Here is a 14,661-nt window from a genome sequence, read left to right as displayed (position 1 = left end):
GCGGCCACATGGATCAGCAGCCTCTCTTGCTCGTGCGGGGTCAGTTGCACGGCGTCCCACCTCACAGTCCTCGCTCCGGACCGTGCGGGGTCCGGCTGCCGCAGCCACCGCGACGGGATAGATGTAACACACAGACAATTTTCGTGATCTTGACGAATCCGGATACAAAAACCCCTGGTGGCGTGGATCGGCAGGTTAGTTGGACGGAGTTTCAACTACGTTAACCAGACCTTGATCCACTCGTGACCGCGATCTGAGCTCCCGCATACCCGGTTCACCCCGCGACCTCGGCCGCATCGCCTCCAGGCACAGGTCGGACGGCGGGTCCGGGCGACCAAGACCACCCGGATGCCGGAGCGAAGGGCGCGGCACGGGGGCAGGGGCGCCGGACCGTATACGGCACGGCACACAGACACCGGGCGGCCCGCGCGCGGCGAATCACCGGATGCCCGCGCATACAGCCGAACGGGCGCCCATACAGAAGGGGCCGTGTGCCCCGTACCTGCGTACGGCGCACACGACCCCACTGGATTCGAAGGATCCGAACCGCCTTGCGGTTACGAGGCGTTGGGCCCCCGGTGCTCCGCGGCGATGCCGAACCGCTGGCGCTCGCGCGGCGCGGACGCGACTTCGCGAACGCTGGAGAGGGAGCTGACCACCTGCTCGTCCACGGGGTCCGGGAGTTCTTCGAGGCGCTCCAGGTCGTCGGCGGAGACCAGGGCGACGAGAGGCTTCCCGTGCCGCGTCACGACGACGCGCTCACCGCCGTACACCACGCGGTTGATCAGATCGGCGAGCTCAGCCCTGGCTTGCGTCACCGGAATCTCGTAGGCCATGTCGTCCAGCTTAGACCGGGCCCCCGGCACCCCTCCTGGAGCGGGCGACGTCGCCCGTCTCTGCCGGCCTGGAGCGGGCGACCCCGCCCGTCTCCGCCGGCCCCGGACCCCGCCGCCGCATATCCCCGCCAACCCCGCCCCGGGCGGGATTTCTGCTGTCAGCGAGTAGCCTTCAGCGGCATCTGTACGTCCTGTACATTTTTTACGGAGTCCTTCAGAGGAGGCGCGAGCCATGAACGAACCGTCAGCCCGCCATGTCCTGCCCGAGTTCACCGAACGGACCAGCTCGGGGCACCGGACCCTGGATCCGTACGCGAAGCTGCTCGATGAGCGGATCGTCTTCCTCGGGACACCGATCGACGACACGTCGGCGAACGACGTGATGGCGCAGTTCATGCACCTCGAGTACCTGGCGCCGGACCAGGACATCTCGCTCTACATCAACTCCCCCGGCGGCTCGTTCAGCGCGATGACGGCGATCTACGACACGATGCGGTTCGTCACCTGCGACGTGGAGACGGTCTGCCTGGGGCAGGCGGCGTCCGCCGCGGCCGTGCTCCTGGCCGGGGGCACGCCGGGCAAGCGGCTCGCGCTGCCCGGCGCCCGCGTGCTCATCCACCAGCCGTCGACCCCCGAACCGATCCAGGGACAGGCGAGCGATCTGGTCATCCAGGCCGAGGAGTTGATGCGCACCCGCAAGCTGCTGGAGGAGATGCTCGTACGGCACACGGGGCAGCGTCCGGAGCAGGTCGCCGCGGACATCGAACGCGACATGATCCTCGACGCGCCGGCGGCGGTGGCGTACGGACTGGTCGACCGGATCATCCCGAGCCGCAAGGCCTCGCGCACCGCGCCCGGCGCGAGGTGATCGCCCGATGATCCCCGACCTGCCTCCGCTGCCCGCGCTGACGCGCGCCGAGGCCGAGTTGATCGACCGTTACCTCGACGTGGTCGATCTGGTCGGCCGTATCAACCCGGCACGCCCCGGGGACACCTACCGCGGACTGAGGGCCGCCCAGGCGCTGGTCGGCAAGGCGACGGCGCTGCGTGACGCCCTCGCGCTGATGCACCAGCGCGGCGAGAGCGAGGTGCACGCCCCGACACTGGCCCAGGCTCTGCGCGTGCTTGACGGGGAGCGGCGGGCGGCCCGGGTCACGCTGCCGCCCGACGCCGACAGTTGACGCACCGACGCCCGGGTTGCGGCGCGTCGAAGCGTCCGGCCCGGGTGTCAAACGGACCAGATGGCGTACCCCCTGATGGAGTACAAAGGGGTCCTTTTCTGAGTGCGTAAAAGTTGCGCAACGCGCGTAGCCGAAAGGCGGAATGAGGCCCTCCGTCCCTGGTGCGGGCGCGGTCGACTTCGTCAACACCCCCTCGAACAGAGGGGTGTCCACCCGAACGGGTGAGTGGTGACTAACACCACAAACCACCGATTCCGCTCGGTTTTTCGGACACTTATGCGTGAAGATCCCTTCCGACGACAAGCCCCCGCCATACCGGCGGGGCGGTCCGGGCGGACGCCGAGTCCTGCCGCCGCCCGGACGACCGGTCGACAGATGTGCATCGGCAGGAGTGGAGGACCCAGCACGACGGGCCGCCGGAGACATTTCCGGGCGGTCCTTGGGGTGAAGCCGCATCACGCGGCCGGGCTACTTCGCCAGCCCGAATCCGACAGGTCATCCTTCACAGGCGGTTGACGAAGGGTTGCGCATGACTGCGCTCAATCGTGTCCCGTCGCTGTGGACGAGGGCCGGTACGGCCTCGGCTCTGACCATCGCCGCCATGGGCGGCAGCCTTGTGGTCCCAGGCGTCTCATCCGACGCCGAGGCGGCCACTCTCGCGACGAAGGCACTTCAGGTCGCGGCCTCCAAGAAGGGCTCCCCGTACAAGTGGGGTGCCACGGGCCCGCGCCGCTTCGACTGCTCCGGGTTCACGCTGTACTCGTACAAGAAGGCGGGCAAGAAGCTGCCTCGTACGGCCGCGGCGCAGTACAACAAGACGCACCACATCTCCGCCTCGCACCGCAAGGCCGGAGACCTCGTGTTCTTCCACTCGGGCCGGAACGTGTACCACGTCGGCATCTACGCCGGGAAGGGCAAGATCTGGCACTCGCCGAAGACCGGGGAGGTCGTGAAGCTCCAGAAGATCTGGACGAGGAGCGTGTGGTACGGCCGGGTCAGCTGACCTGCCCGAGGGGGTGCCGGCGGAGCCCGTCGGCACCCCCTCGGGGCGCCCACACCCCCCTCGGGGCGTGCCACCACCCGCCTGGGCCGCCGGCATCGCTCTCAGGACGTGCCACCACGCGTTGAGACCGTCCGCGACCCTCTCGGCGTGCCACCACCCGTCCGAGGCGTCCGCAACCCTCTCAAGCGCGTGCGCGAACCGCGCGGGCCAACCCGCCCCACCCCAGGTGCGTGAAGACGGGCCTCACCGGTTACTCGTCTCCCATGGCCGACCAACGTCCCAGCACGGCACGCGACGAGACACCCCTGGAACGCGCGGACCGCAACTTCGCCGAACTGCTCCAAGAGCTGCGCGTCACCCAGACCGGGGTGCAGATCCTCTTCGCCTTCCTGCTGACCCTCGCGTTCACCCAGCGCTTCCCGTCCCTCGACACCGTGCAGCGGACCACGTACGTCACCACACTGCTGCTGGCCGTGGTGGCCGCGGCCCTGTTCACGGCCCCCGCCGCCCTGCACCGGTCGCTGTTCCAGCAGAACGTCAAGCCCACCATCGTGCGGGTCTCTTCCCAGCTGGCCCACATCGGTCTGTACGTGCTGATGCTGGCGTTCACCGGATCGGTGCTCCTCGTCGTGGACGTGACGCTGGGGCGCGGCGCCGGGATCGCGGCGGGGGCGGGCACGCTGGCCGTCTGCCTCGCGCTCTGGGGCGCCCTGCCGCGGCTGGTGCACCGGCATTTCACGTCCCGAGCGGCTCCAGCAGAAGGACCAGACCGAGCACCGTGAGCGCGGTCCCGGTGACCGCCTCCACGGCCCGGGCGGCGCGCGGCCGGCGCAGCCACCGCCCGAGCCGGTCCACCAGCAGCGCGACCGCCGGGAACCACACGAGGGCGAGGACGACCACGATCAACGCCAGCAGCAGGGTTCTGGGCAGCGCGGGGCTGGCCGCCGGCACGAACTGCGGCAGCAGGCTGAGGAAGGTGATCGGCGCCTTCGGATTGAGCGCGTTGGTGACGAAGCCCTGCCGCAGCGGGCGCGTCCCGGACGCCGCCTCGTCGGCCGCCGCCCCGCGCGGCCGTCCCAGCGCCCGCAGCGTCCGGACGCCGAGGTACAGCACGTAGCCGCCGCCGAGCAGCTGCAGCGCCCCGAACAGGGCGGGCACGGCGGTGAGGACCGCGGCGACCCCGGCGACCGCGAGCGCCGTGTGCAGGAGCAGCCCGCCGGTGATCCCGAGCGCGCACACGACGCCGGCCCGGCGCGAGACCAGGGCGTTGCGTACGACGACGGTGAAGTCAGCGCCCGGCATGGCGACCATTCCGGCGGCGACCCCTGTGAAGGCGATGAGCTGTGCGTCCATGAGCACCAGACTGCCCGTGTCGGGCCTTCAGCAGGTATGTCGAATATCCTGGGTAGGCCTTAAGCATTCGTTTACACCCAGCGAGGTCCGCGAGGTCCGGGATGTCCGCGAGGTCCGGGAACACCTCAGGAGTGCACGATGTACGACCCGACGCGGCTGGCGGCGCTGGTGGCGGTCGCCGAGGCGGGGTCGATCACCCGGGCCGCTGAGCGCCTCGGCTACACCCCGCCGGCCCTCTCCCAGCAACTGGCGAAGCTGGAGCGGGAGACTGGCGCGACCCTGCTGGTGCGCTCGCATCGCGGTGCGCGGCTGACGGACGCGGGCGAACTGCTGGTGGCGCGGGCCCGCCGGATCCTGGACGAGATGGAGCGGGCCCGGCACGAACTGGCCCGCCTGGCCGGCCTGTCGGGCGGCACGCTGCGGCTCGGCACCTTCCCGACGGCGGGCATCCATCTGCTGCCGCCGGTGCTCAGCGCCTTCCGGCGGGCCCATCCGGACGTGGAGCTGGCGGTCGCGAACTACGAGCCGCCGGACGGCATTTCGGCGGTCGCGGCCGGTGAGGTGGACCTCGCGCTCACCCACACCTACGTGCCGGCGGCCCTCGTACCGCTGCCTTCGTCGGTGAGCGCGGAGCCGGTCCTGGTCGAGGAGTTGGTGCTGATCACCGCCCCCGGGCATGTCCTCGCGAGCGGCTCGGCGCGGTTGCCGTTGAGCGGGCTCGCCGGGCAGCCACTGATCAGCATGGCTCCGGACCTTCCCGCCCGGCAGGGCGTGGAGGCCGCGCTCGCCCGGGCCGGGGCCACCCCGTCGGTGCTGGTCGAGACCCCGGGGTACGCCCTGGTGTGCGCGCTGGTCAGCGCCGGGCTCGGGGTCGCGGTCGTACCGGAGATGGTGGCCGCGACGGCGGCGACACCGGTGGGGACGCGGCGGCTGGAACCGGGAGAGCTGCGCCGTACGATCTCGGTCGTCCACCGCACCGCCGAGGCGGCACCGGCGGTCGACGCCTTCCGTGCCCTGCTGCGCGCCGCCTTCGGACGGGCCGGACAGCACCGGCACGACACCGGACCGCACCGCGAGAGCTGAGCCGCACAGCCACGACGACGGAACCGACCACTGATCCGGTTCCCCACGGCTCCGGACCGCACCGCGAGAGCTGAGCCGCACAGCCAGGACGACGAAACCGACCACTGAGCCGCTCCCCCACGGCTCCGTCACAACCGAGCCGCCTCCTACGGCTCTTGAGGTCCCCCGGTGGCCACCACCGGCTGGACCGGTGCCGTCCACGGCAGTTCGATGGAGACCGTCTTGCCGCCCTCCCGGGTGGGCCGGACGGTGAGTCGGCCGCCGCACTCGGCGGCCAGCCAGCGGATGATCACCATGCCGCGGCCGTTGTCCTGTTGGACGGCCGCGGGCAGCCGTTTCGGAAAGCGCGGATGGCTGTCGGTGACGCCGATGCGCAAGTGTTCGTCCCGGACGAGCCGGACGTCCACCGTGAAGGTGGGCGACTGCCCGAACGTGTGCTGGACGGCGTTGGTCGCTAGTTCGGACACGATCAGGCGTACGGTGTCGGCGACTTCGGAGTCCGACGGCTGGCCCCATTCGACCAGCACGTCGGCGACGAATTTACGGGCCGCGGAAACCGAGGCGGGATCGCTCGGCAGAGTGACGGATGCTTCCTGGTGGTCTGCCATGGCGCGGTCGTCCCTTTCCCACGGGACCGGGGTCCGACACGAAGCGGATGGTTCGAGTACGGTCCCGGACTGGTGCTTCGCGCCAGACTGCCATTACCGGGCCGGTCACGGGTGCGATCCACCAAGATATGCATATATCTGTCGCTCGAAGCGGTGAACTCTGCGACGGCAGACCGTATTTGGGCGGCTCGGAAGGAGTAAGGAGTACGGCCATGCAGCACGGTCCCGCGGTACGCCGCCGCAAGCTCGGTGCCGAACTGCGCGCGCTGCGCGCCGACGCGGGCCTCACCAGTGGTGAGGCCGCCCGCCTCCTGGGCTGGCATCAGTCGAAAGTGAGCCGAATCGAGACGGGCACCAGCGGGGTGAAACCGGCCGATGTGGAACGCCTGCTGGACGCGTATGCCGTCGAGGATCCCGAATTACGGGAGCTGCTGGTCGTGTTGGCGGGCTCCGAGGGCAACGGGCGGCATCACTGGTGGCACGCCTATCGCGGGGTACTGCCGCCGACGTACCGCGACTTCATCAGTCTGGAGTCGCAGGCCAGCCGGATGCGCACGCTGGAGACCTCCGTGGTGCCGGGGCTGTTGCAGACGCCCGAGTACGCCCGCGCGGTGACGCGGGCCGCCGTGGACGGGCTGGAGGACGGCGAGCTCGACGCGCTCGTCGAAGTGCGTCTCGCCCGCCAGGACGTGCTTCGTTCGAATCCGCCGCTCGAGTTGAGCGCGGTCCTGGACGAGGCGTTATTGCGCAGGGAAGTGGGGGGACCCGAGGTCATGGCGCGGCAGCTGGAGCGGTTGCGAGAAGCCGCCCTCCTGCCTCAAGTGCGGCTTCAGGTGCTGCCGTTCGCCGCCGGAGCGCACATCGGCGTCACCGGGCCTTTCGTTATCTTCTCATTTCCGAACACAACTGATCTGGATGTGGTTGTTCTCGACCACTTGACGAGTAGCCTCTACCTCGAACGGAAAGAAGACCTTCAGGCCTACAGCGAGGCCTTCAACGCCCTTCAGATCCACGCCCTTTCGCCCGAGGACTCGTTGGATTACATCGCCGTGATTGGTGACGGCGCGTAAGGAGGCACCATGTCTGCACTGCCTCGGTACGTACCTTCCAGTACTTCACTGCACGACGTGCGGTGGCTGCGCAGCAGCCGCAGTACGGGAATGAACAACTGCGTGGAGACGGCACGCCCCGGACCGGGCCCCTGGTCCGGACTGGTGGCCGTGCGCGACTCCAAGAACACGGCGGGCCCCGCCCTGCTGTTCGCTCCTGCGGCCTGGGAGGGATTCATCGCCGGACTGAACTGGCCCCCCACACGATTCACCGCCGTCGGCTGATCACCCGCACGGCGTGCTCGATCTGCTCCTCGGTGAGGTCCGCGCGGGCGGTCAGCCTCAGCCGGGAGATGCCGTCGGGCACGGACGGGGGACGGAAGCAGCCGACGGCCAGTCCCGCCTCACGGCAGTCCGCCGCCCACCGCACGGCCCGTTCGGGGGACGGCGCGCGCACGGAGACGACGGCGGCGTCCGGTCGTACCGCCTCCAGGCCCTCGGCCGTCAGGCGGGTGTGCAGCGCCGTCGCCACCGCCCGCGCCCGGGCGGCCCGCTCCGGCTCGCGGCGCAGCAGTCTGAGCGCCGCGAGGGCCGCGCCCGCCGCCGCGGGCGCGAGACCGGTGTCGAAGATGAAGGTGCGCGCCGCGTTGACCAGGTGGTCGATGACCCGGGCGGGGCCGAGGACGGCGCCGCCCTGGCTGCCGAACGACTTGGAGAGCGTGACGGTCACGACGACGTCGGGGTCGCCCGCGAGCCCCGCCGCGTGCGGCGCGCCCCGGCCGCCGTCGCCCAGTACCCCTAGGCCGTGCGCGTCGTCGACGATCAGGGCCGCCCCGTACTCCCGGCAGGCGACGGCCAGTTCGGCGAGCGGTGCCGCGTCCCCGTCCACCGAGAAGACCGTGTCGGAGACGGCGACGGCGGGCCCCTCGTGGGTGCCGAGCGCCTTGCGCACGGCGTCGGGGTCGGCGTGCGCGACGACCTGTGTGGTGCCGCGGGCGAGCCGGCAGCCGTCGATCAGCGAGGCGTGGTTGCCCGCGTCCGAGACGATCAGGGAGCCGTGCGGCGCGAGCGCGGTGACGGCGGCGAGATTGGCCGCGTACCCGGAGGAGAAGACCAGCGCGGACTCGAAGCCGCAGAAGTCGGCCAGCTCGCGTTCCAGCTCACTGTGCAGTTCCGTCGTGCCCGTGACGAGCCGGGAACCGGTGGCGCCGCCGCCCCACCGGCGCGCTGCCTGTGCCGCGCCCTCGGTGACCTCCGGATGGCGGGCGAGACCGAGGTAGTCATTGCTCGCCAGATCGAGGAGCGGCGAGTCGGCGGGGCGGGGACGCAGGGTGCGGACGAGTCCGGCCCGGCGGCGCGCCCGGGCCTGCTCGTCGATCCAGCCGAACGCCATGTGTCCTCCGGGCCGTGGTGACGGGTGTGTGGTGACCGTGTTTTGTAGGCAGTGCACAGACCCTAGCGGCCGGGCCAGCCGCCCAGGATGTGGCAATACCCACACGTCGAACCGTCTCTGTTGTGCAAACTCTCCTTGGCCGAGAGTGCCCGCATAGGCTTGGATCGGACCTCATGGACCTGCTGAACACGCTGGTGGACAAGGGGCTTCGGCGCGAGCTGCCGACCCGTGACGAGGCGCTGGCCGTACTGGCCACCTCCGACGACGACGTGCTCGACGTCGTGGCCGCGGCCGGCAAGGTACGCCGGCACTGGTTCGGCCGCCGGGTGAAACTCAACTATCTCGTCAACCTCAAGTCGGGCCTGTGCCCCGAGGACTGCTCGTACTGCTCGCAGCGCCTCGGCTCCCGGGCCGACATCCTGAAGTACACCTGGCTCAAGCCCGACCAGGCCTCACAGGCCGCCGCCGCCGGACTCGCCGGCGGCGCCAAGCGGGTCTGCCTGGTGGCCAGCGGACGCGGACCCACCGACCGTGACGTGGACCGGGTCTCCGACACCATCAAGGCGATCAAGGACCGCCACGAGGACGTCGAGGTGTGCGCCTGCCTCGGCCTGCTCTCCGACGGCCAGGCCGAGCGGCTGCGCGCGGCCGGCGCGGACGCCTACAACCACAACCTCAACACCTCCGAGGCCACCTACGGCGACATCACGACCACCCACACCTACGCCGACCGGGTGGACACGGTACAGAAAGCACACGCCGCGGGCCTGTCCGCCTGCTCGGGCCTGATCGCGGGCATGGGCGAGACGGACGAGGACCTCGTCGACGTCGTCCACGCGCTGCGCGCGCTCGACCCGGACTCCGTCCCGGTGAACTTCCTGATCCCCTTCGAGGGCACCCCGCTCGCCAAGGAGTGGAACCTCACCCCGCAACGCTGTCTGCGGATCCTCGCGATGGTCCGGTTCGTCTGCCCCGACGCCGAGGTCCGTATCGCGGGCGGCCGCGAAGTCCATCTGCGCACCCTGCAGCCCCTCGCCCTGCACCTCGCCAACTCCATCTTCCTCGGCGACTACCTCACCAGCGAAGGCCAGGCAGGCAAAGCCGACCTCGAGATGATCGCCGACGCCGGCTTCGAGGTGGAAGGCGCAGGCGAGGTCACACTTCCCGAACACCGGGTTTCGACGGGTGGCGGGTGCGGCTCGCACGCCGATGCGGGATGCGGCTCGCACGAGGGCGGCGGGTGCGGGTCCCACGCGGACGCCGGGTGCGGGTCCCACGAGGGTGGCGGAGTGTGCGGTTCCGCTCCGGTCGCCGCCGCGGAAAAGCCCGCCGACGCTCGTACGGACCTGGTCGCCGTGCGCCGCCGAGGTGCCGGAACGGATGTCGCGCCCAATGCCTGACCTGTCCGTGGCGGACCTGCTCGAACTCGACCGGCGGCACGTCTGGCATCCGTACGGGCCGATGCCCGGCCGCCAGGAACCGCTGGTCGTGGAGTCGGCGAGCGGGGTGCGGCTGCGCCTTGCCGACGGCTCGGGCGAGCTGATCGACGGCATGTCGTCCTGGTGGTCGGCCATCCACGGCTACAACCACCCGGTGCTGAACGAGGCCGCGAGCGATCAGCTGTCGAGGATGAGTCACGTGATGTTCGGCGGGCTCACCCACGAGCCCGCCGTACGGCTCGCGAAGCGCCTTGTCGACATCTCGCCCGAGGGCCTGGAGCACGTCTTCCTCGCCGACTCCGGTTCGGTCTCGGTCGAGGTCGCCGTCAAGATGTGCCTCCAGCACTGGCGCTCGCTCGGCCGCCCCGGCAAGCAGCGACTGCTGACCTGGCGCGGCGGCTACCACGGGGACACCTGGCAGCCGATGTCGGTGTGCGACCCGGAGGGCGGGATGCACGAGCTGTGGCAGGGCGTCCTCCAGCGCCAGGTGTTCGCCGATCCGCCGCCGGCCGCGTACGAGGAGTCGTACGCGGACCAGCTGCGCGAGCTGATCGGGCGGCACGCGGATGAGCTGGCGGCGGTGATCGTGGAGCCGGTGGTGCAGGGCGCGGGCGGGATGCGTTTCCACTCACCCGCCTATCTCCGCGTGCTGCGCGAGGCGTGCGACGCGCACGACGTGCTGCTGGTCTTCGACGAGATCGCGACCGGTTTCGGCCGGACGGGCGCGCTGTTCGCGGCGGAACACGCGGGCGTCACCCCGGACGTGATGTGCGTGGGCAAGTCGCTGACCGGCGGCTACATGACGATGGCGGCGACGCTGTGCACCGCGCGGGTGGCCGACGGTATCTCGCGGGGCGAGGTCCCGGTGCTCGCGCACGGCCCGACCTTCATGGGCAACCCGCTCGCGGCCGCCGTCGCGTGCGCCTCGATCGATCTGCTGCTCGGGCAGGACTGGCAGACCGAGGTCAAGCGCATCGAGACCGGGCTGCGGGCGGGGCTGGCGCCGGCTTCGGAGATCCCAGGAGTCCGGGATGTACGGGTCCTGGGCGCGATCGGCGTGGTCCAGCTCGACCACGACGTCGACATGAAGGCGGCGACGGCGGCCGCCGTGCGCGAGGGCGTGTGGCTGCGGCCGTTCCGCGACCTCGTCTACACGATGCCGCCGTACGTCACCGGCGACGCGGACGTCGCACGGATCGCGCGCGCGGTGTGCGCGGCGGCGCGGGAGGGATGACATGTCGGTACTGGTGATCACGGGCACGGGCACGGAGGTCGGCAAGACGGTCACGACGGCGGCCGTCGCCGCCACGGCCGTCGCCGCCGGACGCTCGGTGGCCGTCCTGAAGCCCGCGCAGACCGGCGTACGTCCGGACGAGCGCGGTGACGCCGACGAGGTGGCCCGGCTCGCGGGCACCGTGACCACGCTCGAACTGGCCCGCTTTCCGGAGCCGTTGGCGCCCGCCACGGCGGCCCGGCGAGCGGCTATGCCGGCTGTGCGCCCGCGGGATGTCGCGGAGGCCGCGGCCAAGCTGGCCACCGAGCACGACCTCGTGCTGGTCGAGGGAGCGGGCGGCCTGCTCGTGCGGTTCGACGACGAGGGCGGCACCCTGGCGGACGCCGCACGGCTCCTCGGCGCACCCATCCTGGTGGTCGCCTCGGCGGGCCTGGGCACCCTCAACACAACGGAACTGACGGCTCGTGAACTCCGGCGCAGGGGGCTGGACTTCAGGGGCGTCGTCATCGGCAGCTGGCCGGACTCCCCCGACCTGGCGATGCGGTGCAATCTCGCGGACCTGCCCATGGTGGCCGACGCCCCGCTGCTCGGCGCGGTGCCCTCAGGGGCGGGGTCGTACGCGCCCGCCGACTTCCGTGCGGGAGCGCCGAGTTGGCTGGCCTCCGGGTTGGGCGGCAGCTGGACCGCGGACACCTTCGCGTCGGCCTGGGCCTTGTAGCGGACACCTTCGCATCGGCCTGGGCCTTGTAGCGGACACCTTCGCATCGGCCTGAGCCTTGTAGAGGCGTCGGCAACAGCAGCCCGTCCGCAGCGCCGGGACCTGCGCCCCGCCAGGGGCGCGGGGAACGGCCCGGCCGGCCTCGGACCACCCACAGCCGGCGCACCACGCCAGGCCGCCCGTTCACCCCTCCCCCAGCAACCGCACCAACTCGATCCGCGACCGGATCCCCAACCGCGCGAACACTCCCCGCAGATGGTGATCGATCGTGCGCGGACTGAGCGCGAGCCGCGCGGCGATCTCCCGGTTGGTCGCTCCCTCGGCAGCCATGCGGGCGATCGTCAACTGCTGAGCGGTGAGCCGGCCCGCGAGATCCTCCTGACCTCGCCCGGCGGCGGCCGGCTCCCCGAGAACGCGGAGTTCGCCGCGGGCCCGCGCGGCCCACTGCGGCGAACCGAAGTACTCGAACGCCTCAAGGGCACTGTGCAGCCTGTCCCGTGCCTCCGTACGGCGCCGCAGCCGCCGCAGCGCACCGCCTAACAGCAGCTCCGTGCGGGCGCGTTCGAAGTCGCGGGTGCCGCAGGCGTGCAGGTCGAGAGCGGCGCGATAGTGCTCGACGGCTTCCGGACCAGTGGCCAGGAGGGCGTGACAGCGGGCACTGAGCGCCAGTTCGTCGGGGCTGCGGACGGTGCGTGCCCAACGGTCGTAGTCGCTGTGGGCGCTGCGGGCCACCCGGGTGTCGCCGGTGCGGACGGCCGCCTCGACGTAGAGCGGAGTGGCGAGGTGGCGGACGGCGCGGTGCCCGTGGCCGGGGCCGAACCCGGCGAGGGCGCGCAGCCGGGCCGCGGACGCGGCGAAGCGGCCGGCGCCCAGGTCGAGGAAGGCCAGCGCGAACAGGGCCAGCGCGGCGGGGAGGCCGAGCCCGCGCTCCAGGGCGTGGGAGCGGGCGGCCTCGGCGCGCTCCCGGCAGACGTCCTCGTCGCCGGTGAGGGCGGCGAACATCGCCAGAGCGGCCTGGAGATGACAGGCCCCGTTGTCCTGGCCGGTGGCGTACGCCTGGTGCAGGGCCTCCAGGGTGGCCGCCTCGGCGGCCCGCGGGCGACCGGTCCAGAAGTCCGCGTACGCCCGGAACTCCATGACCTGCGGCACGGTGGCCGCCTCTCCGCCGGCCCGGGCCGCGGCGGCCGCCCGGACGGCGGCGGTGACAGCTCCGGTGTGGTCGCCGAGCAGCAGCGCCGCGATCGCGGAGTGGATCAGCAGGGTGGGATCTCCACCGGGACCGCACCGCCCGGCCGCCGCCTTCAGGGCGTCGCGTGCGTCGTCGTAGCGGCCCTCGAAGGCGGCCGCGAGCCCTCCCAGCGTGCCGGGCGGCACCATCCCGAACCGGTCGGCCACGGCGGCCGCTTCCCGACATCGGCGCAGGTCGCCGGTGTAGACGGCGGCTTCGGTGGCGCGGGCGAGGAGATGAGTGGCGGCGGCCCGGGCACCGGCCGCACCGGCCGGGTGAAGTCCGCCGGGCCCGGCGGACGCGCCGGACGCCGCCGGATTCCGGAGTCCGGCGGAACCGCCGTACGACGCGGGATGCCAGGGTCTCGCCGGGTCTCCGACCGCCGCACAACCGCCTGTCGGCGCAGGCTCTTCGGACGCCGTGCGGCCCTCGCGGGCCGCCGCCCCGGCGCTCGCGTACCGCACCGCGGCGGCCAGCAGCACGTCGAACGCGGCTGTCGCGTCGCCCGCGCGCAGGGCGAGCAGGCCGCTCAGCGCCTCGTCGTGGGTGGCCACGACGAGGCGGCGGGCGCGGTCGCCGTCGCCGGACCGCCAGGCGTCGGCGGCGGCGCGGCCGAGCAGCCCGTTCCGCTCCTGCCGGTCGGGGGCCAGCGCGGCGGCGCGTTCCACGAGGGCGCAGGCCAGGGCATGTTCGCCCGCGCCGCGCGCCGTGTGTGCGGCGGCCCGGAGTTCCGCAGCGAGACGTCGGCTGGGGCCGAGCGCTGCGGCGCCCCGGTGCCAGGACCGCCGGGGTGACTCGCCCTCTCCGCGCAGGACACGGGCGAGCAGCAGGTGGACGGCCCGGCGGTCCGTCGCGGAGGCGGTGTCGTAGGCCGCGACGCGGGTCCGGTGATCACGGAAGACGACTCCGCCGGCGGTGGCGTGGGCGAGCCCGGCCACATCGGCGGCGTCGAGGGGCCGGGTGTCGAGCCGGGCCGCGGTGACAGCACGCAGGAAGGCATGGGTGGCGACCGGGTACTGGTCGGCCGCCGCGAGCAGCAACAGGAAGCGCGTGCTGTCGGGCTGGGCGCGGACTTCCTGGCGGCAACCGGGTGGGAGGGCCGGAGGCTGGGCGGGAAGGGGGTCCAGACCGGCGCGTTGACGGTCGGTCAGCACCGCGGCGAGATCCGCGGCAGCGCGCGCGTCGCCGTGCGCGGCACGCAGGACCCGTACGCGGACGCCTTCGGACAGCGGTGCGGATTCGGGAGGCGATACAGCTTCGGACAGTCGTACGCCCTGGGGAAGCGGCATGACTTCGGACCGACGTACGCCATCGGGAAGTGGGATGGCTTCGGACGGTCCTGCGCCATCGGGAAGTGGCACGCCGTCGGGCGCGGGTACGTCCTCGGACGGCCGTACGCCTTCGGACTGCCGTACGCCTTCGGGCAGGCGTACCTCTCTGTGCGGCCGTGCGCCTTCGGGACGTGGGGGTCCGAGACGCTGGGCGGCGGGCGTGGGCTGAAGTGGCGAAGTGTGCGGGAGAGGCGGGGGATTCACC

General features: G+C 71.9%; 15 protein-coding genes and 1 riboswitch. Of the genes, 10 read left to right on the top strand and 5 right to left on the bottom strand.

Going from position 1 to position 14,661, the window contains the following annotated elements:
- Nucleotides 1–557 precede the first annotated feature (557 nt).
- The gene (locus ACFVXA_RS29335; protein ID WP_362034335.1) at nucleotides 558–836 is read right to left on the bottom strand and encodes a type II toxin-antitoxin system Phd/YefM family antitoxin; all 279 of its coding nucleotides are present in this window, start codon (nucleotides 834–836) and stop codon (nucleotides 558–560) included.
- Between the two features lie 232 nt (nucleotides 837–1,068).
- Between ACFVXA_RS29335 and ACFVXA_RS29330 the strand changes: the two genes are divergently transcribed.
- The 4 genes from ACFVXA_RS29330 (at nucleotide 1,069) to ACFVXA_RS29315 (ending at nucleotide 3,802) form a co-directional block, all read left to right on the top strand.
- A complete protein-coding gene (locus tag ACFVXA_RS29330) occupies nucleotides 1,069–1,704 on the top strand; it encodes an ATP-dependent Clp protease proteolytic subunit (RefSeq protein ID WP_383748435.1) in 636 nt (211 codons plus the stop codon).
- A 7-nt stretch (nucleotides 1,705–1,711) separates the two neighbouring features.
- Complete coding sequence (locus tag ACFVXA_RS29325) at nucleotides 1,712–2,017, top strand: hypothetical protein (protein WP_362034341.1); 306 nt, start codon at nucleotides 1,712–1,714, stop codon at nucleotides 2,015–2,017.
- Nucleotides 2,018–2,344: 327 nt separating this feature from the next.
- Nucleotides 2,345–2,543, top strand: a riboswitch (cyclic di-AMP (ydaO/yuaA leader).
- 3 nt (nucleotides 2,544–2,546) lie between these two features.
- Nucleotides 2,547–3,020 carry a C40 family peptidase gene (locus ACFVXA_RS29320; protein WP_362034344.1) on the top strand — a complete coding sequence of 158 codons (474 nt, stop codon included), beginning with the start codon at nucleotides 2,547–2,549 and terminating at the stop codon, nucleotides 3,018–3,020.
- A gap of 263 nt (nucleotides 3,021–3,283) precedes the next feature.
- Nucleotides 3,284–3,802, top strand: a complete 519-nt coding sequence (locus ACFVXA_RS29315) for a DUF6328 family protein (RefSeq protein ID WP_383748437.1) — start codon at nucleotides 3,284–3,286, stop codon at nucleotides 3,800–3,802.
- Here the strand turns inward: ACFVXA_RS29315 and ACFVXA_RS29310 are convergent.
- A complete protein-coding gene (locus ACFVXA_RS29310; RefSeq protein WP_383912085.1) occupies nucleotides 3,756–4,373 on the bottom strand; it encodes a LysE family translocator in 618 nt (205 codons plus the stop codon). The two genes, ACFVXA_RS29315 and ACFVXA_RS29310, sit on opposite strands and share 47 nt — an antisense overlap.
- Before the next feature lie 138 nt (nucleotides 4,374–4,511).
- On the opposite strand from ACFVXA_RS29310, the gene ACFVXA_RS29305 reads away from it, so the two are divergent.
- Complete coding sequence (locus tag ACFVXA_RS29305; protein ID WP_390027534.1) at nucleotides 4,512–5,456, top strand: LysR family transcriptional regulator; 945 nt, start codon at nucleotides 4,512–4,514, stop codon at nucleotides 5,454–5,456.
- 146 nt (nucleotides 5,457–5,602) lie between these two features.
- On the opposite strand, the gene ACFVXA_RS29300 is transcribed toward ACFVXA_RS29305, so the two are convergent.
- Nucleotides 5,603–6,064: an ATP-binding protein gene (locus tag ACFVXA_RS29300; RefSeq protein WP_362034353.1), complete on the bottom strand. Its 462-nt coding sequence runs from the start codon at nucleotides 6,062–6,064 to the stop codon at nucleotides 5,603–5,605.
- A gap of 212 nt (nucleotides 6,065–6,276) precedes the next feature.
- On the opposite strand from ACFVXA_RS29300, the gene ACFVXA_RS29295 reads away from it, so the two are divergent.
- Together ACFVXA_RS29295 and ACFVXA_RS29290 are read left to right on the top strand one after the other, a co-directional pair.
- A complete protein-coding gene (locus ACFVXA_RS29295) occupies nucleotides 6,277–7,134 on the top strand; it encodes a helix-turn-helix transcriptional regulator (protein WP_362034356.1) in 858 nt (285 codons plus the stop codon).
- A 9-nt stretch (nucleotides 7,135–7,143) separates the two neighbouring features.
- A complete protein-coding gene (locus ACFVXA_RS29290; RefSeq protein ID WP_390027532.1) occupies nucleotides 7,144–7,398 on the top strand; it encodes a DUF397 domain-containing protein in 255 nt (84 codons plus the stop codon).
- Here the strand turns inward: ACFVXA_RS29290 and ACFVXA_RS29285 are convergent.
- The gene (locus ACFVXA_RS29285) at nucleotides 7,382–8,506 is read right to left on the bottom strand and encodes an 8-amino-7-oxononanoate synthase (RefSeq protein ID WP_390027530.1); all 1,125 of its coding nucleotides are present in this window, start codon (nucleotides 8,504–8,506) and stop codon (nucleotides 7,382–7,384) included. The two genes, ACFVXA_RS29290 and ACFVXA_RS29285, sit on opposite strands and share 17 nt — an antisense overlap.
- A gap of 173 nt (nucleotides 8,507–8,679) precedes the next feature.
- Between ACFVXA_RS29285 and bioB the strand changes: the two genes are divergently transcribed.
- The 3 genes from bioB to bioD are packed head-to-tail and all read left to right on the top strand — an operon-like array spanning nucleotide 8,680 to nucleotide 11,897.
- The gene (gene bioB, locus ACFVXA_RS29280) at nucleotides 8,680–9,906 is read left to right on the top strand and encodes a biotin synthase BioB (RefSeq protein ID WP_384399890.1); all 1,227 of its coding nucleotides are present in this window, start codon (nucleotides 8,680–8,682) and stop codon (nucleotides 9,904–9,906) included.
- On the top strand, nucleotides 9,899–11,179 hold the full coding sequence (locus ACFVXA_RS29275; protein ID WP_383906896.1) for an adenosylmethionine--8-amino-7-oxononanoate transaminase: 1,281 nt from the start codon (nucleotides 9,899–9,901) through the stop codon (nucleotides 11,177–11,179). Before bioB ends, ACFVXA_RS29275 begins: the two co-directional genes overlap by 8 nt.
- A gap of 1 nt (nucleotide 11,180) precedes the next feature.
- On the top strand, nucleotides 11,181–11,897 hold the full coding sequence (gene bioD, locus ACFVXA_RS29270) for a dethiobiotin synthase (RefSeq protein ID WP_390027527.1): 717 nt from the start codon (nucleotides 11,181–11,183) through the stop codon (nucleotides 11,895–11,897).
- Between the two features lie 183 nt (nucleotides 11,898–12,080).
- Here the strand turns inward: bioD and ACFVXA_RS29265 are convergent, their stop codons facing one another.
- Nucleotides 12,081–14,414, bottom strand: a complete 2,334-nt coding sequence (locus tag ACFVXA_RS29265) for a LuxR C-terminal-related transcriptional regulator (protein WP_390027524.1) — start codon at nucleotides 14,412–14,414, stop codon at nucleotides 12,081–12,083.
- Nucleotides 14,415–14,661: the final 247 nt, after the last annotated feature.

Source organism: Streptomyces sp. NPDC058246 (assembly GCF_042881985.1).
GTDB lineage: Bacteria > Actinomycetota > Actinomycetes > Streptomycetales > Streptomycetaceae > Streptomyces.
Note: the sequence above shows the minus strand (reverse complement) of the source record. Positions and strands in the feature narration are given on the sequence as shown.